Source organism: [Chlorobium] sp. 445 (assembly GCA_002763895.1).
Classification (GTDB): Bacteria; Bacteroidota; Chlorobiia; order Chlorobiales; family Thermochlorobacteraceae; genus Thermochlorobacter.
Genome location: NSLH01000020.1, coordinates 21325 through 41500, shown reverse-complemented (window position 1 = coordinate 41500; position 20176 = coordinate 21325). Strand labels below are relative to the sequence as shown.

16 protein-coding genes and 2 pseudogenes are annotated in these 20176 nt (G+C 47.3%); 6 read left to right on the top strand and 12 right to left on the bottom strand.

Annotated features, from left to right (window positions below):
• Window positions 1–104 precede the first annotated feature (104 nt).
• From CMR00_08920 to CMR00_08900, 5 genes are read right to left on the bottom strand one after another with little or no spacing between them, the layout of a single operon-like run.
• Complete coding sequence (locus CMR00_08920) at window positions 105–1610, bottom strand: hypothetical protein (protein PIO47716.1); 1506 nt, start codon at window positions 1608–1610, stop codon at window positions 105–107.
• On the bottom strand, window positions 1514–5206 hold the full coding sequence (locus CMR00_08915) for a hypothetical protein (protein PIO47715.1): 3693 nt from the start codon (window positions 5204–5206) through the stop codon (window positions 1514–1516). Before CMR00_08915 ends, CMR00_08920 begins: the two co-directional genes overlap by 97 nt.
• Window positions 5176–5778: a hypothetical protein gene (locus CMR00_08910; GenBank protein PIO47714.1), complete on the bottom strand. Its 603-nt coding sequence runs from the start codon at window positions 5776–5778 to the stop codon at window positions 5176–5178. Before CMR00_08910 ends, CMR00_08915 begins: the two co-directional genes overlap by 31 nt.
• 43 nt (window positions 5779–5821) lie before the next feature.
• Window positions 5822–8257, bottom strand: coding sequence for a penicillin-binding protein 1C (gene pbpC / locus CMR00_08905; GenBank protein PIO47713.1), 2436 nt, complete (start codon window positions 8255–8257; stop codon window positions 5822–5824).
• Window positions 8258–8309: 52 nt separating this feature from the next.
• On the bottom strand, window positions 8310–9095 hold the full coding sequence (locus CMR00_08900) for a hypothetical protein (protein PIO47712.1): 786 nt from the start codon (window positions 9093–9095) through the stop codon (window positions 8310–8312).
• A gap of 241 nt (window positions 9096–9336) precedes the next feature.
• Here CMR00_08900 and CMR00_08895 point away from each other — a divergent pair, with 241 nt between their 5' ends.
• From CMR00_08895 to CMR00_08870, 6 genes are all read left to right on the top strand, one after another.
• Window positions 9337–9882 (top strand): HslU--HslV peptidase proteolytic subunit, encoded by a 546-nt coding sequence (locus CMR00_08895; GenBank protein ID PIO47711.1) that lies wholly within the window; start codon window positions 9337–9339, stop codon window positions 9880–9882.
• A 168-nt stretch (window positions 9883–10050) separates the two neighbouring features.
• The gene (gene hslU, locus CMR00_08890; protein PIO47728.1) at window positions 10051–11451 is read left to right on the top strand and encodes an HslU--HslV peptidase ATPase subunit; all 1401 of its coding nucleotides are present in this window, start codon (window positions 10051–10053) and stop codon (window positions 11449–11451) included.
• A 215-nt stretch (window positions 11452–11666) separates the two neighbouring features.
• Window positions 11667–12311 carry a hypothetical protein gene (locus tag CMR00_08885; protein ID PIO47727.1) on the top strand — a complete coding sequence of 215 codons (645 nt, stop codon included), beginning with the start codon at window positions 11667–11669 and terminating at the stop codon, window positions 12309–12311.
• A 99-nt stretch (window positions 12312–12410) separates the two neighbouring features.
• Window positions 12411–12887: a type II 3-dehydroquinate dehydratase gene (gene aroQ, locus CMR00_08880; GenBank protein PIO47726.1), complete on the top strand. Its 477-nt coding sequence runs from the start codon at window positions 12411–12413 to the stop codon at window positions 12885–12887.
• On the top strand, window positions 12884–13318 hold the full coding sequence (locus tag CMR00_08875) for a hypothetical protein (GenBank protein PIO47710.1): 435 nt from the start codon (window positions 12884–12886) through the stop codon (window positions 13316–13318). The genes aroQ and CMR00_08875 overlap by 4 nt, the downstream gene beginning before the upstream one ends.
• Before the next feature lie 8 nt (window positions 13319–13326).
• The gene (locus CMR00_08870; GenBank protein ID PIO47709.1) at window positions 13327–13770 is read left to right on the top strand and encodes a hypothetical protein; all 444 of its coding nucleotides are present in this window, start codon (window positions 13327–13329) and stop codon (window positions 13768–13770) included.
• Between the two features lie 5 nt (window positions 13771–13775).
• On the opposite strand, the gene CMR00_08865 is transcribed toward CMR00_08870, so the two are convergent.
• The 7 genes and pseudogenes from CMR00_08865 to ppk1 all read right to left on the bottom strand — a co-directional run bounded on the left by CMR00_08865 (window position 13776) and on the right by ppk1 (window position 20112).
• Window positions 13776–14420 carry a hypothetical protein gene (locus CMR00_08865; GenBank protein ID PIO47708.1) on the bottom strand — a complete coding sequence of 215 codons (645 nt, stop codon included), beginning with the start codon at window positions 14418–14420 and terminating at the stop codon, window positions 13776–13778.
• A gap of 34 nt (window positions 14421–14454) precedes the next feature.
• Window positions 14455–15423 (bottom strand): quinolinate synthase, encoded by a 969-nt coding sequence (locus CMR00_08860; protein PIO47725.1) that lies wholly within the window; start codon window positions 15421–15423, stop codon window positions 14455–14457.
• Between the two features lie 163 nt (window positions 15424–15586).
• On the bottom strand, window positions 15587–16270 hold the full coding sequence (locus CMR00_08855; GenBank protein PIO47707.1) for a hypothetical protein: 684 nt from the start codon (window positions 16268–16270) through the stop codon (window positions 15587–15589).
• A 40-nt stretch (window positions 16271–16310) separates the two neighbouring features.
• Window positions 16311–16676, bottom strand: coding sequence for a chaperonin (locus CMR00_08850; GenBank protein ID PIO47706.1), 366 nt, complete (start codon window positions 16674–16676; stop codon window positions 16311–16313).
• 104 nt (window positions 16677–16780) lie between these two features.
• On the bottom strand, window positions 16781–17452 hold the full coding sequence (locus CMR00_08845; protein ID PIO47705.1) for a hypothetical protein: 672 nt from the start codon (window positions 17450–17452) through the stop codon (window positions 16781–16783).
• A 90-nt stretch (window positions 17453–17542) separates the two neighbouring features.
• Window positions 17543–18003: pseudogene (gene rpiB / locus CMR00_08840) on the bottom strand (ribose 5-phosphate isomerase B).
• A gap of 3 nt (window positions 18004–18006) precedes the next feature.
• Window positions 18007–20112, bottom strand: a pseudogene (ppk1, locus tag CMR00_08835) (polyphosphate kinase 1).
• Window positions 20113–20176 lie beyond the last annotated feature (64 nt).

Below are 20176 nucleotides of genomic sequence, written 5' to 3'. Positions count from 1 at the left end.
GCAACACTTTATTATCTGAAGTTATACTTCATCTCTTTTACTTTGCTACCACGCGCAGTCTGGATGTGCCCGTTCTGCCGTAGACTTCAGGCGCATACATTTCTTCACCGTAGCTGGGCGGCATCACAAAAATTGCCGTAAGTTGTAGCGCGTGCATAGTAAGTGTAAGTATGCACGCCTGCGCCCAAACGCTGTGCGAAAAGTGTAACGCGGTCGTCTCGTAGCTCAATGAAATCAAAGGTGTAAAGCGCTTCGGGGTCTATTTCTTCTTCATAACCGCTCTCTTCTCCTTCGTATCTGCCTGCTTCAGGTAAGCGTGGTGCAGTGTTCAGCGTCGGATTGATGGCTTCAAGTCCCGCTGCCAAGGGATCGTTGATAGCCACGAAATGGCGTTCTTCTGGCACAGCAATTTGCAACGTCACTTTTACAATATCGCCCGCAGCGACTTCACCTTTATTACGCTTTGCGCTTGAGAGCGGCTCAATTTTTTTGAAAATCGAAATACCGTTATCTCTTGATTTCAGCGCGTAGGTTGGATAATACGAGAGGCGCACACCATAGTAGAGTTTGCCTTGTCCTTCTTTGCTTATTGTCAGCGAAAGCGCATCACCTTTTGCGAATTTATCGAGGCTCTCTGTCGTTACTTTTGCTTTGAGGGAGCGACCTTTGAAGGTCTCATCAATCAGCGTCTGTGCAGCTAAGGTCACCTTTGCGCGGAAATCAGGCACATCGCTCTCATACTTGCGGAAATAGGTGTTTAGCGCTTGCAGCACAAAGATATTTTCTTGAGTTGTCTCCCAACGCCCGTTGCGCTGCGATTGCAAGAGCCAAGCCACCACTTTCTCTGCAAGGTCTTTACCTTGGTCAGATTCTAAGAGTGCTTGTAAGACCGTTGCTGTGGTTTTCACCGGAGAGTTGAAGGTCCATATCCAATCGCTTTTTGTGCCATCCTCAAAGTGTGCGGTGGCGTTTTGAATCTTTGCAAGGTTCATCATCTCACGCGCAAGTTCAGCGATGCGTGTCTGGAATCGGTTTGTACTTGAGCCGACATTGCCCACGCCTGCAAGTTGAGGTGAGCCTTGTAATGCCATTGCACGCAGCAGATATGCTTTGGATTGCAAGGGCAGTTTGCTGCGCTCTTGATAGAGTTTTTCGATTGCGGAGTTATCAAACTCACCATTTAGCGCCAGTGTGTAGAGTGCAAATGCTTTGAGTGTTTGCGTTGAGTAGTAGCCGAAGTAAGCCTCATCACTCTTACGCAAGACGCGACGCAGATACTCCACACCGTGTCGTTGCAAACTATTCTCGACACTGAAGCCATTGAGTTTGGCTAATGTCATAGCGTAAGTAGCATAGACAGAGACATAGTCGCTTGCCTGTCGTGGCTGTGGCCAGAAGTCAAATCCGCCAGAGGGCACGCGGTATTTTTCGAGGTCTGCAAGCGTTTTTTCTACAACGGTTTTGTAGCCCCCCTTTGCGGTATCAGCTTTGGTTTTGAGCTCAAAGGTCTCAATCAAATCAGTTGCCACGATGTAGGGCAAGATGCTCGACACGCGCTGCTCCAAGCAGCCATAGGGATAGTTAAAAAGATATGCTGTGGCTTCACGCAAGCCGACCAGTGCTGTAGAGGCAGTTTGCACAGAGACTTCACCAACGTTGGGATATACGCTTTCGGGATTTTGACAATTTCAGTTTGCGCCCCTTCTGTTGCACCAACCAGCGCCAGTGTTTCTTTGATGTAGGGAGTTTGCACGGGAATTGAGACTTTCAGCGCATCGCGCTGACCCGCATCGCTCTCTGCAGTAAAGCCAAAGGTCGCTGTGCCTTCTGCTTCGGCTTCGTAGCGGAAACGTGCTTCTTTGGAGGTGCGCGGTTCTAAAGAGAGTTTTTCTTTGCCTTCACCGACAAACTTCACGCCTTGTGCTGCTGCAGAAACCGTAACCGTGATTTTCTGGTCAGTGTTGTTCGTTACTACAACGCCTGCCTCAAACTTATCGCCAACGCGCACAAAGCGTGGCAAGGCTGCGGTCATCACCAGAGGTTGTGTTGTGAGAATCTGAGTTTGCGCATTGCCGAATTGATCAATTGTTTGTGCCGCTGCCATCAAGCTGAATGTGGTGAGGTTATCTGGCAGTTTGAAGCTAATTTTAGCTCTGCCGCTTTCATCGGTGAGAATAGTCGGATTCCAGTAGGGCGTTACTCGAAAATCCTTTCGGAATGAAAAGCCTCCTGTGCCATCGCCGCCTTTATCGCCACCGCGTGTTTCACCTTTCTCGCCGTAATTGCGCTGATCAATTAGGTGAATGACATTGATAGACGTCTCTACTTCCAGGAGCCGCTGCGCATAGAATCGCTCAAACATATTCGGGAATTTGTAACCGATGAGATTGAGCACCCCAGCATCGACAGCCGCCAGTGCAATTTCAGTTTGCAAGCCTTGTCCCTCCGCATCTTTAGCCTGCAACTCCACTTCGACCGTCTCACCTACACGATATTCTTTTTTGTTTGGCTTAATCTCTACACTAAGCCGCCTTGAGGACGCATCCACCGACATTCTCGTATAGCCAATTTTGAAAGATGGCTTACCCAAATCCCCTTCTTTGAACTTACCCGGCGGTGCGGTTCTACCTTTGAGCAGCATTACTGAGACAAACGCATTCGGCAAGTATTCAGGCTTAATTGGAATTTGTATGGAGGGCGCTGTGTTTTTGAGCTCAAATTGACGGTAATCCAAAACGCCTTCGCACTCAATCGTGAGCAATGCTGTTGCACTCTCGTAAGGCGATTGAATGAAGAGCGTAGCGGTTTCGCCCGGCTTGTATGTTTTTTTGTCTAGCAAAATCTCAATGCGATCATCGTCACGTCGTTCCCAAGCGGCATAGTCCATACCAGAAGCATAGATGGCTGTCTCGCTGCGTGCCACATTACCTTTTGCATCCTTGCCCATCGCTCGAACCACATAGAACCCTGACCCTTTGATAGGCAGTGAGAGCGTGACAGCTTCTTTTTCTTTCGTCGCCATCTCTTGCTTGAAGACCACAGAATCTACAGGCTCAGACGACCATTCCAAACGACCACTTACGCCCACACGCTTTACTGAAACCCACTGACGATGCACTAACTCTACGGTTACTTTCTCGCTGCGCGCTTTGCCATCGTGCAAGAGCGTAACGACTTCAATAGGCAACGCTTCATTTTCTTTGGCAAAGAGTGATTTTGGCTTCAAGCCAATGTAAAACTCTGCAGGGTGGAATCGTACGCTAACCCGCTCTGAAATGGCTTGACGTGAAGGCGAAGTTACTGTGCCTTCAATGGTGAGCACGGCGGGCTGTGAGGATTTTAGCGCAATTCTTTGCACAAGTTTGTATTGACCTAAGTTATCGACCGTACCTGATCCTGACGCAATGAAAAATTCTGTCTCATCCTCGTTGCGCTCATCATATCGCTTCATCTTGGTGAAGGCATAACCCTCGTAGCCTTCAAATGTGATGAACTCCAGTGGGCTACGCTGAATCGACCATGAGACCGCATCACCGGTCATCGGCGCTCCGAAAAGATAACGTCCTTCAATTGTCGCTTTAAGTTCATCACCGTTAAAGATGTGATTCTGCTCTGGCATAATTTTAACGCTGAAGGTTGCTGGACGATAGGCTTCCACACGAAATCTGGTACTTGCCACCGAGGGATACAAACTCTCGTCGTCATTTTCTTTGAGCACAATCGAGTAATAGCCCAGCGGCGCTGTTGCAGCTGTTTTCACCGAGTCAGCAAACGAGCCGAAGTTGTTCAGTGAAACTTTACGTTTGAGCAAGGTTTCATCGCGGCTATTTTTGACAAGCAGGTAGTAATTGCGCCGTGCTGGCAATTGCCATTTGCTATTCTTGTATTCGCGCATCGTGCCTTTGAAGTAAATGCTCTCACCTGCACGATACAGCCCGCGCTCCGTGAAAATTACGCCGCGTAGTGCATCGGCGGTGTTGTACTCATTTTCTTCATACTCTCTTGTTTCATATAGCCTGAAGCGATACGGCTCAATGCCTTCTCTAAACGCAGCAGTTGTGTAGGCGACATTTTCTCCTTGCTCAACAAAGAAGTAAAAAGGTGAGGTGTTAAAACTAGGAAGTTTCGCCACACCCTGTGCATTTGTAGTGCCGCTCCACAGCAGGGTGCGATTGTTATCATAGACTTTTACCGTCGCTCCTGCCACAGGGCTAGCATCTTTGAGCTGCGTAACCATTACAAGTGCGCCCTCTTTGGCGTGCTTAGCTGCAACTGCAAAAGGTGTAACTTGAATCAAAGCGCGCTGATAGGTATAGCGTGTTTTTTTTGCATAGCTATCGTAGTATGGCGACTTAACTTGCGCAAAAACGAAGCCCGAGGATTTGCCATCCAGTACAGTTCGCAAATCCACAGCCTCTATGCTTAATTGATTCTTTCGATTTTTGAATGAAATAGGAAAAGTGCGAAGTCCAGAGACGGCAGCAGCCTGCTCTGCCCCGTCATAATAATACCTTGTCGAATTACTCATCACATCGTTTGGTGAGAGTGATGCAAGTTCAAGTTCTACGCTGGTTTTGTTCATTGCACGCACTTCAAGAAACGGTGTATCATGCTCCATAACCACATCACCCGTTGGAATCGCTACGCTTTCCGGATAATCACTGACTTTGACCGTGATGACCACATCGTTTGCTAGCTTATTGCCATATTTATCCGTCAGATTCTTCGAGATGGTAATTTTCTCCGTCGTCGCTGGCTTGAAGCCAAGGGGCAAATAGTGTGAACTTGATGCGTAGTCCTCATCAGAGGCGTCCAGACGCAAGTAAGCTGAATCGACCTTAAAACTCAACGACAGATGCTTCATTAAATCGGCGCGATAGACAAGATTTGAAAACTCGAAGTTAATCCCTTCGTTTGGCGAAATCGTATTTTCGAGCTTGCCTGTAAACTTGAACTCGTTGTAGGTCGAAAAGTTAAAGGTTTGCAGTTCTGCTGGTGACTTCCTGAACTCCACCGTGTAAGTTTTGCCAACTTGCAAGCCTGTAGGCTTAAGCAACACTAGCTTATTGAGGCTGCTTGGGGAGAGCAAATACGCTTCACTATACTGGCGATTCTTGCGAAACTCTTCTTGCTTTTTTAACGCATCATTTGGCGACACCTGATAGGCAGTGAATTTTATCTCTGCTCCTTTTTCGTCTCGCAGCACAATTTTTTTGCAATCTCCATCGTTACAGGTTGATTAAACCTGACGATGATTTCCCCTTGCGGCGCCACCTGAAATACTGGCGCGATTTGTTCAATCCCTACACGCAAAGTGGTAAATTCGAAAGTATAGTCTTCTGCAAGTGCCTTGCCTGAGAGTGCTTTTATACCTTTCGGCACACTTACCTTGAAAGTGGTCGCAAGCGGCAGTGAATCGCTTGGCGTGAAAATGATGGTGCGTGCCCCAAGCCAGCGATAAGTGCCTTTGAGCGCCGGCTCAATTTTGAAGGGACCACTGGGCACTTCGTTCTGCGTCTCATCGCTGACTTCTACCATTGACTCATTGAAGACAACTGCTATGGTCTGTGCTTGCAAATAAGATTGCAGTTCTCCGATTGGGGTGGCTGAAAGCACAGTTAGCGCGTCGCTAGAGGGCGGGAGCGGTTTTTCTTCCGTTGTGAGCGCACCAAGTTGCCCTGCTTCAAATGGCGCAAAGCCTTCATCTTCTTTTTTGCATGAAAGTACAAGCAGCGAAAGCAAAAGAAGTCCCACTACAGAACGCATACCCTTCAGCATAACTTTGTTTTTTTGGATTAGTTGGATTAGACCGTGTCAGACCCTATTCGATTACAGTAAAGGCAACGGGCTTACTGCGCTGTCCGTCGACAACGGTTTGCAGTCGAAACGTCCCTGAGCGAATTTGCCAGAGCCACTGCGGTTGCATAGCACTGCTTTCGCCCAACTTTTCATCATTGAGAATCCACTCTACTTTTTTTGCATTTCTTGGCACAAGTGCCTTGAAGACAATTGCCTGAAAGTCTGTGCGCAAATCTTTATCGCACGCAAATATCATCTCTGAAATCGGGTAGGTGATTTTGGGTTCGTGCGGCGATTGCTCTTCTGCCAGACGTAGTGAATCGTCAAGCGTGGAAAATGCTTGCGGTGGCAGGGGCTTATGCTGTGCCAGTGCCCATTCTCGATATTCGGGCGGATAGTCTTCAAACAAAGTCTCTTGAACAAACTCTCGTGGCGTGTTTGCTGTCGCTAGTGTCCCTGTTCGCTGATCAATCTTAAAGCGTCGATGCACAGTGCATCGCTTTTTAGGTAAATGATTCAAGACAAACTTTTCTTCAATGGCGCTTGGACAGTGTTCGCACACAAGGTCGCCAGAGAGCGGGCACACCTTGCGCACTTTCATCGTAGCTGGCATATCAAACTCGCTTTTCTGAAAGCCTTGTTTGTCAGGGTAGGTCTTGAAGAGGTGCATGAAGACATCGCGTAGGATTGGACCTGCACCATCGACTCCAGAAATGTTCTGCATCGGTGTGCCATCAAAATTACCGACCCAAACGCCAACGGTGAAATCTTCTGTTGCGCCAAATGTCCAATTATCTCGGAAGTCTTTCGTGGTACCTGTTTTACAGAGTGTGGCAAAGGGAAATCGCAGGACAGAGTTTGCTCCGAACGCTGGTCGGCGTGCCGCATTATCGTTTAGAATATCTGCGATGAGATACGCAACCTCCGGCGAAAGATATCGCTTTTGGCTCGGCTTTGCAGGCGCTAAGTCTGTCGTATCGCCATTTGCTTCGATGCGACGCACGATCCATCGCTCTGGCAGCCACTGACCGCCACGCATGAAAATCGAATAGGCGCGCACCATTTCTAACAGCCGCACGTCGCTGCTGCCCAGCGTGAGTCCTAAACCGTAATGGCTGGCTTCTTTAGTGAGTGTTGTAAAACCAAGTGAGCGGAGCAAGTTGTAAAGATTTTCTACGCCAACATATTCCATAACTTTTACTGCGGTGATGTTGTAGGAACATGCCAGCGCTTGGCGCAGACGCACAGGTCCATGAAATTTCTTGTCAAAGTTTTGTGGGAAAAAGGTTTCAGATATGCCTTCACTGTTCGGGCGGTCGATGATGCGGAAAGACAGTGGCAAGTCGGGTAAAATTGTAGAGCCGCTCATGCCTTTCTCGAGTGCGAGTGCATAGGTAAAAGGTTTGAGCGCCGAACCGGGCTGACGCGCCGCAAGTGCAGCGTTATATGCCCCATCAATCTCTGCGTTAAAGTAATCAGCCGAGCCCACCATCGCTAAAATATCCCCCGTGCGATTTTCCATCACCACAACCGCAGCGTTCGTTACATGATGTCCTCGCAATTGCCGTAAATGCTCACGCACATACCGCTCACAGGCTTCTTGCAGTGGCAAGTCGAGTGTTGTGTAGAGTGCTTGCGGTTGTGTCTTAGAGCGTTGCACTTCACGCGCAAGCAGCGCATCGACGAAATGTGGCGCACGAAAGGCTTGTTTTGCAGGCAAAAGGTTAATTGGTTGTGCCAGCGCATCGAGCAACTCATGTTCTGTGATGAATCCTAAGGCTAACATCCGACGCAGCACTTCTTCTTGTCGCTTCTTTGCTTTTGCAAGTGAGTGAAATGGATTATAGCGTGAGGGCGATTGCGGCAAGCCTGCTAGTAGTGCAGCTTCTGCCAGCGTCAGGTGCGAGGGCGATTTCTGAAAATAGCGCTCTGATGCCGCTGCAATGCCGAAAGTTTGATTACCGAAGGGCACACGATTGAAATACTCTTCCAAGATTTCATCTTTGGAAAGATAGAGTTCCATGCGCAGTGCAAAGAGTATTGTCCAAACCTTTTGCAGAATGCCACGCTCGGCATGCAAAACCAATCGAGCTGTCTGCTGCGTGATAGTGCTTGCGCCAGAGACAACCTGCATGGCTTTGACGTTCTGCCACGCGGCGCGCAGCACTGCGCCAATATCAATGCCAATGTGTGAGTAAAAATTTTTGTCTTCAATGGCAAGCATGGCTTGGCGAACATAGAGCGGTAAGTCTTTTAATGAAACACGCTGCAAGAGCGCATATTCATCGCTTAGAACTTCGCGCAGTAGCAAGCCATTGCGGTCGTAGATGCGCAAGGAATGCTGACGTGTTTGCTCAATGTCAGATTTTGAGACTGGTAGCAAAATGTAAAGTGTAGGCAGTGCTGCTATCACAAGCATCACAAGTGCTTGTCGAGTTGTCAATGCTGCTGCCTTCATAAAAATTTGGAAGAACTATTATGGCAATGCTCTACAGTCAGCAGGGATGTAATTACGCGCCGCTGTATTGCACAAAATGGAACATGCCTAAGAACTTCATAATCATTTGACTGACATCTTGCTGTGAGAGCACAACATAGTCGCCACGATCAATGACTTCGGAAAATTCATGTTTGCGCTGTTCGTATTCAGAGCGATCGAGACATGTTTTGAAACCTACTGCCTTTTCCATCAGCAGTAGCCATTTGAGGTAGCCATGCGTTTTGAGGAAGTATTCACCTATTCGAATTTTTTGCACTTCAGGCAGTTTATCGCTCTCATGTCCAATGCGCTTGACGGTACTTTCACTCATCCGCCTGCGCGCTTCTTTTGAATTGATTTCAATGATTGCTACAAGCGCATAGATGTTGCGCTGCTCCAAAAACTTCTGGAAGTGTTTAGCTTGCTCGAGCGTGCGCGGGTAGCCTACCATAATAAACGGTCGGCTGTAGTATTCATCGTCGGTATGGCGTTTGTCGTAAAATTCGTGCAGTGCCCAGTCTGCAACTTTGTTGCGTAACGCATCAGGCAAATACACACTGTTGCGCAAGCACTCGGCAATGATCTGACGCTCTTCTTCATTTTCAGGTGGGTACTTTGTAACCCATTCGGAGAAGGCAAACTTTGGCAAGCCTAACTCTTCACTCATCACTTGGGCTTGTGTGTGTCGACCAGCATAGGTCATGCCTTCAATGATGATGCAGGTATTAGCGTTTGGTGGTAAATTTTTGAATTCTTCAGCGGAAAGAAAGTTAGGTAAATCAAGCCAGTCTTTTGGCGGAAAGCGGTAGGTATTCATGTTACAACTCCTCTGTTTTAAGGGTCAGCTAAACCTTAGCGATGGCTTTATGAATTTACAACTTCCTTTTGAGACTTCCGACACCAGTTGTTAAAAAAGTCCGTGGGTGTCTGTGGCGAGTTTGTTTACAATTTTTACAACAAATTAGCACTTCTCTATGCAGAGATTTGTGTAAATTTGCCGCCTTAATTGCAACAAAAATTTAACTTCACAGTTAAGCATAAAGGAGTAATTTCCACACGTGAGACAGTATTTTCAACTTCACGCCACGACCGTGATTGGCGTGCTGCGAGATGGCAAAGCCGCTCTGGGCAGCGATGGACAGATGACGCTGGGCAATACAATCCTCAAGCAGTCGACGTCCAAAGTTCGGCGCATGCTCGGCGGTAAAATTTTGGCAGGCTTTGCTGGGGCAACTGCCGATGCGCTCACACTCTTAGAGCGGTTCGATGAAAAACTTCAAGCTCATAGCGGTAAAGTTGAGCGCGCGGCTGTCGAACTTGCCAAAGATTGGCGCACCGACAAATACTTGCGCCGTCTGGAAGCCATGCTTGCCGTGCTCAGCAGCGATCGTGCGCTTATCATCTCTGGCACAGGTGATGTGATTGAGCCAGAAGATAGCATCGTTGCCATTGGCAGCGGCGGCATGTATGCACTTGCAGCGGCGCGCGCTATGCTTCGTTCAACCGATAAAGATGCTCGCAGCATTGTCGAAGAGTCGCTTAAAATTGCATCGGAAATTTGCATTTATACTAACGCAAACATCAAAGTCGAGGAAATTTGCTGAACCTATAAAGAAATCACTCAACTCACGAAATACACTTTAACTAACATCTAAGGAAAAGTTGCACAAAACATGGCAAGAAAGTCCGTAACCACCGACACTTCTTCTGAAGAAAGCAAGGAGAAATCCTTGCAAAATGGCAAGCACAATGAGCCTTCTAAGCCTTCTAGTATGGCACAGCATTTAGAGCAACTGACACCACACCAAATTGTCCGAGAACTCGACAAGTATATTGTCGGACAACACGAAGCCAAACGCTCGGTGGCAATTGCACTGCGCAATCGCTACCGGCGCCAGAAGGTAACTGGACCGCTGCGCGATGAAATCATGCCCAACAACATTATCATGATTGGTCCTACAGGCGTTGGCAAAACTGAAATCTCACGTCGCTTAGCCAAACTTGCAGGCGCACCGTTCATCAAAGTCGAAGCCTCGAAATTTACTGAGGTCGGCTACGTCGGGCGCGACGTCGAATCCATGATTCGTGATTTGACTGACCTTGCCGTCAATATGGTACGACAAGAAAAGTCGATTGAGGTCAAAGAAAAAGCAGTTCAGCTTGTCGAAGAGCGTTTGCTCGACATTCTTTTGCCTCCTGCATCCAATCAGCCAATCGGATTTACGAAAGATGGTGAGCCTGAACATGAGATAGATGCGGAAAGTGAGTCAGAAGCTCGTCTGAATAATCGCAGTCGTGAGAAAATGCGTGAGCGCTTACGCGCCGGCAAGCTCGAAGATCGCACCGTCGAAATCGAACTTTCTTCTGACAATATGCCCACTATGCAGATTTTCGGTCCCTTCGGTCCGATGGAAGACCTTGGCGGCATGGTACAAGATCTGATTGGCGGGCTTCCAAAAAAGCGCAAGAAACGCCGCGTTACGATTGCCGAAGCGCGCACACTCTTGGAACAAGAAGAAATCCAAAAGCTCATTGATATGGACGCCGTCGTCAAAGAAGCAATTCAGCGCGTTGAGGAAACCGGCATCGTCTTCATTGATGAAATCGATAAAATTGCCTCGGCAGGCGGCGCCAGCGGCAGAGGTCCTGATGTTAGCCGTGAGGGCGTTCAACGTGACTTGCTCCCCATTGTTGAAGGCTCTAACGTGATGACCAAATACGGCATGGTACGCACTGACCATATTCTTTTTATCGCCTCTGGTGCGTTTCATGTCTCTAAGCCTTCAGACTTAATTCCTGAACTTCAAGGTCGTTTTCCGATTCGCGTCGAACTGAAAAGTTTGACAGAGAGCGATTTTGTCAAAATTCTCACGCAGCCTGAAAATGCGCTGATTAAGCAATACAGCGCCCTACTCAAAACCGAAGGTGTCGAGCTTGAGTTTTCTGAAGATGGTATTCACGCTATTGCCTGCACCGCCGCCGAAGTCAATGAGTCCGTTGAAAACATTGGTGCCCGTCGTCTGCACACGATTATGACGACGCTCTTAGAAGATTTGATGTTCGACGTGCCAGAACACTTGCCAAACAAGAAAATCGTCGTCAATAAAGAAATGGTGGAAAGCCGACTGAGCAAAATCGCTAAAGACCGTGACTTGAGCCGCTATATTCTTTAATGGCTTTTAAGTGCATGTTCATCTCTCGTTCCAGTAGCATAGCGTCATAAACGCTCTGCAAACAATTTGCGTTAGTTAGCGTATAAATAGCCGAAAGTTTTTGTTGAGTTTCATTAACCACAAACATTAAAGGGGTGCATCGCTATATGGCAAACGCATTTGTTTCAACTCGCGCAAATTTTGCGCAAGCACTTGCTGCGGTCGAAAAACGGGTCTTGCAGCAAGTCTATACTTGGATGACACTTGGGCTTGCGCTTACTGCTGCCCTTGCGTGGTACTGCGCCGACACAGCTGAAATTCGTACCTTCCTGGCACAGCATCGCTGGGTCATGTGGGTACTTATCTTCGCCGAATTAGGTCTCGTCTTTGGCATTAGTGCCATGATTAACCGCCTCTCTGCTGCCACAGCCGCCTCGCTTTTTTTCCTTTATTCGGCACTTAATGGCATCACGCTCTCGAGTGTCTTTTTAATCTACAATCTCGGCTCAATTGCAGGTGTTTTTCTTATCACTGCAGGCACCTTCGGCATCATGAGCCTCTACGGTCTGACCACGCAGCGCGATCTCAGCAGCTTTGGTAACTTGCTCTTCATGGCGCTTATCGGTATTGTGATTGCCGCCCTCGTTAATCTTTTCATCGCAAGTTCCGTGATGAGCATGATTATTAGTGCTGTCGGCGTGCTGGTCTTTACGGGTCTGACTGCCTACGATGCACAGCGCATTAAAGCCATGGCTTCTTCTGCTCTGGATGGTGAAAGCGAAGGCAAGATCGCTGTGATTGGCGCACTCTCGCTCTATCTTAACTTCATCAACCTTTTCCTGAGTCTGCTCAATCTTTTTGGCGGACGCAATGAAGAATAAGCCAAAGCAAGTTTCTTGGACGCGGCCCAAAATTAGCCGCCCTTTTTTATTTTTGCTTTAACTCAAGTTGATTATTTGCTGCTCAATAAACAAGATTCAATGCCGCCACTTTCTCTTCTCATCCTCAACGGAGCAAATCTGTCGCGCTTAGGCAAGCGTGAGCCTCAGCACTACGGCACGCACACGCTTCAAGAGATTAATGCGCAGCTTTGCGCTCGCTTTCCAGATGTGCACTTTGAATTTTTTCAGTCCGATTGCGAAGGCGAATTAATTACAAAACTTTACGATGCTGAAGATAGTGGTAAGATCGATGGTGTTGTACTCAATGCTGGTGCATACACGCACTACTCGCTGGCGTTGCGCGATGCCATTGCCGCCACTCGTCTGCCAGTTGTGGAAGTGCATCTCTCCAACATCTATGCTCGAGAACGTTTTCGGCACGTATCGGTCTTATCGGAAGTTTGTATCGGCGTCATCAGTGGCTTCGGAGAAGAAAGTTATGCTTTAGGTATTCTTGCTTTGCAAAGTTACCTTAAAACCCCCGTACGTCAAGGTAGAGAAATTTCAAATCAATGAAACCGGAACTTAAGGTTGGTCTTACGGTCTCGTTTGCACTCGCTTTGCTTGGCTTTGTGCTTTGGTGGGCAAAAGATGTGCAGGTTGGCAGCAAACAATTCAATGTTCGCTTTGAAAATGTCAGTGGCTTGCAAGCTGGCGACCCCGTCATGATTAGCGGCTTGCGTGTCGGTAAAGTCGACAATATCACATTGCGTGATGGGCATGTGAATGTGCTGATTTCCATTGCGCCAGATATTACCCTTTATCGCAATGCAACGGCATACATTGCCATGCTCGAATTGATGACGGGCAAAAAGTTGAACTCTCACAAGGCAGTAAAGATGCAGGCGAACTTGCCCAAGGTGAAACCATTCGTGGGGTTTTTCTGTCTGATATTCCCGAACTTATTGGCGGCGCGGGTGGCACTATTGATACACTCAAGATTTTAATTGCAGATGTGCGCCGCGTCTTACGTAATGCTGATGCATTCATCGGTGATGAAGAAGTGCAAGAAAATCTCAAAATTTCCGTGCGCAACCTTCGCCATGCCACCACAGACCTTGCTGTGCTTAGTCGTGATTTACGCAGCGCTAACATCAAAACCCTACTCAACAACATTGACCGCACTATCGGCACCGTCGAAAAACTCATCAATGAGATTCAGCCCGAACTCAAAGGTGCACTGGGTGATGCGCGTGGCACACTTCGCGATGCTGATTCGCTGGTTATTTCTCTTAAAGAGCTTACAAACCGCTTAAAAACAGACCGCTCTACACTGGTGGGTAAAGTGCTCAACGATGAAAAATTTGTTATGAAACTCGATAGCGTGGTCAGTAACCTTGATTCTATCTTGAAGTTAGGACAAAAAGAAGGCATCAAAGTTCAGTTGCGCATTTTCTAACTGGCTCAATCTGGGTTAGGAAGTTTAGCCGACTTTGCGCGCTGTAGTTCGATTTTGGCACGAATGAGTTTGAAAATAATGCTCAGAATAATTGCGCCAACGGTTATACTGATGATCAGATTGATATAGGTATCCAGTTCAGGGAATTGAGAGCCAAGAAAGTAGCCCAGTGAGGTGAGCGAGACTATCCAAGTTATTGCACCTGAGACACTAAAAGTAATGAAACGCAGGTAAGCCATACCTGCAATGCCTGCCACGGTCGTTGCAAAACTGCGGATGATGGGGACAAAGCGCGCAAAGAAAATCGTTTTTCCGCCGTGTCTGTCATAAAAAGTTTGTGTGCGCTGCAGATACTCTCTACGGAAAATCAGTGAATCTTCCCGCTCAAAGAGCTTTCTACCCAGCGCCTTACCGATGAAATATCCTGTGCTATCGCCTAAAATTGCAGCGGTGATCATGGTAAGATTGACTTCCCCAAAACCCAGTTTGCCACTTGCTGCAACAAGTCCTGCTGTGATCAACAGCGAATCACCGGGCAGTAGAAAGCCAAAGAACAATCCTGTTTCTGCAAATACAATGGCAAAGAGTATGAGATAGCCACCCCAGCGAATGAGTTCATCTAATGATGTAACCTGTTGCAACCCTTCCATTTGCCTTGATGACGAAAAGTGTTTATCGCCAACATCAAGCAGAGATTTCCAGCATTCGTTCCAATGGCTTCAAGGCGCGCAGACGCAAGTCTTCAGGCATGGTCAGTTCAGGTGCGCGATTTTTCATGCAGAGGTAGAGTTTCTCGAGCGTGTTGAGTTTCATGTAGGGACACTCGTTGCATGCGCAGCCTTTTTTTTCTTCGAAGAGCACTGGAATAAATTGTTTGTTTGGCGCGCGTTTTTTCATTTCGTGCAGAATACCAGTTTCGGTGGCCACCAGAAATATCTCGTCCTCACTTTTGACTGCGTAGTCAAGCAGTGCGCGCGTTGAGCCAATAAAATCTGCGTGCGACAGCACTGAGTCTTCACATTCAGGGTGGGCGATGACTTTGGCTTTCGGGTAGGCTGTTTTCAGACCAATTAATTTTCGCTCCGAAAATGATTCATGCACAAAGCATGTGCCTTGCCAAAGAATCATTGGGCGATTGAGCTTTTTCATTATGTAAGCGCCCAGATTTTTATCGGGAGCAAAAATAATTGGCTTATCATCAGGAATGCTCTGCACAATTTTTTCTGCATTTGACGAGGTGCAGATGATATCTGACATGGCTTTAATTTCTGCCGTGCAGTTAATGTAGCTTACAACTACAGCATCGGGGTGCATTGCTTTGAACTTGGCAAAAAGTGCAGGCGGGCAACTCTCTGCAAGTGAGCAGCTGGCATTCAGGTCAGGTAACAGTACCGTTTTCTCTGGATTGAGAATTTTAGCTGTCTCTGCCATGAAATGCACACCTGCAAAGACAATAACTTCGGCGTTTGTTTTCTTAGCAGCTTGAGCCAGTTGCAGACTATCGCCTAAGAAGTCTGCCACGTCTTGAATGTCTGGCTCTTGGTAATAATGCGCTAAGATGACAGCATTCATTTCTTTTTTGAGCCGCTCAATTTCTGCAAACAAATCTTGCTTTGCTGAAACCTTGAGCTCATCACTTAACGCAACATCCATTGATACTGCATTCATAGTAAGAAGCGCCTGTGCGCATGGAGTAAATTTTGACAAAGATCTTTCAGCGGACACATGAAGTTTTTGGCAAGAATCATCTGACAGATAGTTGCGCAAAACCTTCGTGTAAAAATAACACTATGCTGTATCCTACGCAATTTTCTGTCTATTGTTGCTTGCCTGTGTCAGGGAAAGCTGGTGAGGGCGATGTAGGCTGTTGTGCTTGTCTGATGCCTTCTTCCACACCTTCTTGACGTGCACGCTCTAATTCACGCCGACGAATCATTCGGCTTAATTTGTATGGGCTTATTTTTGCTTCACCTTGTGTTACGAAGGTACCAAATACTCCGTCGTTATAGTATAGCCAGACATTGTAGCCGACTTCCATTGCATCAATGAGTGCGACTCTATCAACTAACTCTTTTGCTTTTTTCTCATCGAGCTTGTGCACGTTCATTAGGTATTCCATCGCAATCTGTCGATGAGTCTCACCTTTTTTGACGACATGCGGTGCAGGCAATTTGTCTGTAATCTCCTTAATTTTTTTCTGCAAATCTTCAATTTGCTTTTCGGTATCAATCACTTTCTGCAGCAGTCCTTTCGTCGAGACATCCTTTTCCTGCTGAATCATGGTCAGCAAGAGTTCCTCTTGCTCTTTTGTAAAGCCAAGTGCCGTATCCAGTGTGATTTTCTTATCAGGGAATTTTTTATTGACCTCTCGGATAAGTTTGTTGAGTTCATCAGACTGTCTAAGAATATCCTGCTGACGCTCGTTAATTTGTTGTTCAGCGCGCACAAAGTCTTCAAAGTTGCTTTTTTCTTGACATCCTACTAGCAGCAAAAACAGCATCAGAAGGTAGAGAGGTTGGTTTTTCATTCGGTGATGAGATTTAGTCGTTGTTAAAATCTTCACGAATCAGCAGAAGAATAGCCGAATGCGGCAGAATGACATATTTTTCACCTTCAAACTCAATTTCATGCGAGAGGTTTTGCAGATAAATCGCAAGGTCGCCTTCCATGGCTTGCAGCGGGATGTACTGTGGCTTTCTGGCCACCTCTTTCCACGGTTCATCAGCATCTTGTGGCGGTGCTACCGCATAGCCTGGTCCCGTCTTCAGCACATACCCACTTTGAATTTTTTCTTTTTCGTGTACACCTGGAGGCAAATACAATCCTCCGCGTGTGCGCTCATCCGTTTTGGGCTTAATTAGCACACGATCGCCGATGATGATAAATTTATCCGTAATTGTCTGCATAGTACTTCAGTTTAGAGTCTAAATCTAAGAAAATAAAGTGCTCATAATGAGCACATGTATCACAGGTGTTTAATCTTTGTCTCAAGCTGCAAAATCGACATAGACTATAACTCTAAGTAGCGCAGAAACTCTTGCGCTTTCAGTGCCGAATCGTTGAGCAAGCTCTCTCCTGCTTGCGAGTTATAGGTTACCGCATACCCATAGCGCTCGAGCGTGCGCTGCAAGCGATAAGCATCGGGCACCCGTAGATGTAAGACGACAAATTGTGTATCCACACTATCTGGTGCAGGTCGAAGCGCTAGCGTTAATGTCTGCGCCTCATTTTGCTCCAAAAGACGAATCACTTCCGAGAGACGCAGCGACACCGGCGTTTCCAGTTCCATCAACACGCCGTCAGCGTTTAGTGAGAAAATTTCCATGGCTTGATGTTCTGCATCGCTGCGCAGCAGGACGCCAAGATAGACCGACTCGTTTCCGACGACGGGCAACAGTGCCGCTGGTGTTCGGCGAAATGCCTTTATCACTTCAAGTGGGTGCGCATCATGCTTCAGAGCAAGCGGTTCAGCAAACTCTACAGAGGCTAGCGTTTGTGAAGGGTTTTGTTCAGATGCCCTGATTAGTGCTTCATCGTTTTCATGAAGCAGCCCTACCAGTTTGCGCTGCTTTACGACGGGCAAGGCGCCATAGCCACTTGATTTGACCACTTTCAAAGCCTCTGAAATTTTATCGCTCGCTTTAAGCGCAGTGACATCTTTGCGATATTTAATTTGGCTCATTTTTCGCAAGCAGTTTAGTTATTCAATACTTTCAACAGGCAAAGTGATGAGGCACATTGATTGTTTGGACGCTTTTTTGCATCCATAGTTTCAACGTGGCATTGATACTGTGACCGCAGCAACGTCGGGTTCGATTTTCTCAACGCGCCGTGCATGCCGTCCGCCCTCGAACACTGCCGAAAACCACTTTTCCAAGCAAAGCATCATCTCCTCATCGCTCATCCATCGCGCAGGCAAGCACATTATGTTGGCATCGTTGTGCTGACGTGCCAGCGCAGCAATCTCAGGTCTGAACACCAGCGCTGCACGAATTCCCTTTACTTTATTGGCTACGATAGAAACCCCTACTCCTGTGCCACACAGCAAAATTCCTTGTGCACACTCACCTTGTGCTACCGCTGTTGCAACACGGCGTGCGTAATCAGGATAATCTACCGAGTCAGAGGAGTATGTGCCAAAGTCTGTTACCTCATTGCCCTGTCGCTCAAGCCATGAGATAACTACCGCTTTTTTTCAAAGCCTGCATGGTCGCTACCAACGGCAATTTTCATGCTTTAATACTCAATATGCTGCTGTTGTAAAAATGTCATCTGGCTGTTTACTGGCTCACCTTCGCGCGTTGTTTTCTTATACGTTCCGTCGGGGTAAAGCATCCACGACTGCACATTATCTTGAAGCATCGTCTCTAAACACTGCTTGATACTCTTTTTGAAGGAATTATCCAAAACAGGAAAAATAGTCTCCACACGTCTATCAAGGTTACGCTGCATCATATCGGCGCTGCAAGGTAGACTTCTTCATTGCCATTGTTGTAAAAGTAAAACACGCGACTGTGTTCTAAAAATCGTCCAATGATGCTAATGACGCGAATGTTTTCGCTTACGCCCTTGAGCATTGGGCGCAGGGAGCAAATGCCGCGCACGATTAAATCAATCGAGACCCCAGCCTGCGAAGCACGGTAAAGTGCCGAAATCACCTGTGGATCAACGAGTGCGTTGAGTTTGAGTATGATATGTCCATTGCCGTGTTGCTTGTGACAGGCAATTTCGCGCTCAATCATCTCAAGTATCCAACGGCGAATGTTCAGCGGCGCAATAATCAGTTTTCTGTATGTCTCCTGACGTGAGTAGCCTGTCAGATAATTAAACAGCTCGGACATATCGGCTGCAATGTCAGGATCAGAGGTAAAGAGGCTATAGTCTGTGTAGATGCGCGCTGTTGCCGCGTTGTAGTTGCCTGTGCTCAGATGCACGTATCGGCGCAAGCCATCTTCTTCACGGCGTACGACCAGCAGCATTTTTGCGTGCGTCTTCAAGCCTACAAGTCCATAGATTACGTGCGCGCCCGATTTTTCCAGTGCTCTTGCCCAGCCGATGTTGTTTTCTTCATCGAAGCGTGCTTTGAGCTCAACCAACACCGCAACCTGCTTTCCACGCTCAGCGGCTTCAATCAGAGCTTGCACAATGGGCGACTTACTGCCGACACGGTATAGGGTTTGCTTTATTGCCAGCACATTTGGATCGTGCGCCGCACAGTTTACAAAATCAATGACAGGCTGAAAGGAATCGTAAGGATGATGCAACAGCATATCGCGCCTGCGCAATAACGCAAACATATCCTCTTCCTCTGCAAACGGATTGCGTGGCACAAAGGGTATGTCTTTGAGATCAGGACGATCTATCGACATCACTTCCATCAAGCTGCTTAGCCCCAACGCACCGGGAATCTGATAGACTTTTCGCTCTTCAATTTCGAGATTTTCTATCAAGACTTGTTTGATGTAGTCTGGGATGCCTGGGTTGACATCCATTTTGACCACACTGCCGTATCGGCGTTGACGTAGCCCTTGCGAAATGGACTCGAGCAAATCGCCAGCCTCATCTTCTTCAATTTCAATGTCAGCATCACGTGTAACACGAAACGGATGCACTGACACGACAGGCACATTGGGAAAGAGTTTCTGAATGTTGCTTGCGATGATATCTTCAAGCCACACGAAGATCGTTTTGCCTTTAGGCAATTTGATGCCTTTGATTTTATCGAGTCGCACTAACCTTGAAAGTCCATCGGGTACTTTGACACGTGCAAATCGCAGCATCCCATCGACATCACTTCGCAGTTGCACCGCCAGTGATAGCGAGAGATTCGAAACAAACGGGAAGGGATGTCCTGGGTCAAAAGCCAGTGGGGTAAGCACTGGAAAAACTTGCTCATCGAAGAACGTGTTTAGCGCATGCTTGTAGGAGTCTTGCAAGTCCGCATATTTCATAAAAAAAAATGCCTGCGTCAGCAAGTTGAGGCATAAGTTCATCGTAAAACAAGTGAGATCGTTCAGCTAGCATTTCTGCTGTGCGCTGCCGAATTTCCAAAAGTTGCTGCATTGGGGACATGCCATCAAACGATAGCGTGTTGATGCCTGACTTGACCTGCTCTTCTAAACCTGAAACACGAATCATGAAAAATTCGTCGAGGTTGGAGCTAAAAATTGCGACAAATTTCACACGCTCCAGCAGCGGATGCGAGGAATTGCGCGCTTCGTTGAGTACACGCTTATTGAACTCAATCCAACTCAGTTCTCGATTAATGTACAGTTCCGGTGAAATGTTATCGCGCAAAGGCTCTGTCGGTATTTTGGGAAGTGTCTTTTTCGGTCTTGCCATTTGCAGTTGTTTGTATAAGCATCCGTAAAGAAATAACGAACATACTCATTCAGACAAAAAAACA

Excerpts from the sequence above, each read along its gene's own strand:
- CMR00_08910 (PIO47714.1), bottom strand. The coding sequence starts at position 5,778 with ATGCTGAAGGGTATGCGTTCTGTAGTGGGACTTCTTTTGCTTTCGCTG.
- pbpC (PIO47713.1), bottom strand. The coding sequence starts at position 8,257 with ATGAAGGCAGCAGCATTGACAACTCGACAAGCACTTGTGATGCTTGTG.
- CMR00_08900 (PIO47712.1), bottom strand. The coding sequence starts at position 9,095 with ATGAATACCTACCGCTTTCCGCCAAAAGACTGGCTTGATTTACCTAAC.
- hslU (PIO47728.1), top strand. The coding sequence starts at position 10,051 with ATGGCACAGCATTTAGAGCAACTGACACCACACCAAATTGTCCGAGAA.
- aroQ (PIO47726.1), top strand. The coding sequence starts at position 12,411 with ATGCCGCCACTTTCTCTTCTCATCCTCAACGGAGCAAATCTGTCGCGC.
- CMR00_08875 (PIO47710.1), top strand. The coding sequence starts at position 12,884 with ATGAAACCGGAACTTAAGGTTGGTCTTACGGTCTCGTTTGCACTCGCT.
- CMR00_08865 (PIO47708.1), bottom strand. The coding sequence starts at position 14,420 with ATGGAAGGGTTGCAACAGGTTACATCATTAGATGAACTCATTCGCTGG.
- CMR00_08860 (PIO47725.1), bottom strand. The coding sequence starts at position 15,423 with ATGGATGTTGCGTTAAGTGATGAGCTCAAGGTTTCAGCAAAGCAAGAT.
- CMR00_08855 (PIO47707.1), bottom strand. The coding sequence starts at position 16,270 with ATGCTGTTTTTGCTGCTAGTAGGATGTCAAGAAAAAAGCAACTTTGAA.
- CMR00_08850 (PIO47706.1), bottom strand. The coding sequence starts at position 16,676 with ATGCAGACAATTACGGATAAATTTATCATCATCGGCGATCGTGTGCTA.
- CMR00_08845 (PIO47705.1), bottom strand. The coding sequence starts at position 17,452 with ATGAGCCAAATTAAATATCGCAAAGATGTCACTGCGCTTAAAGCGAGC.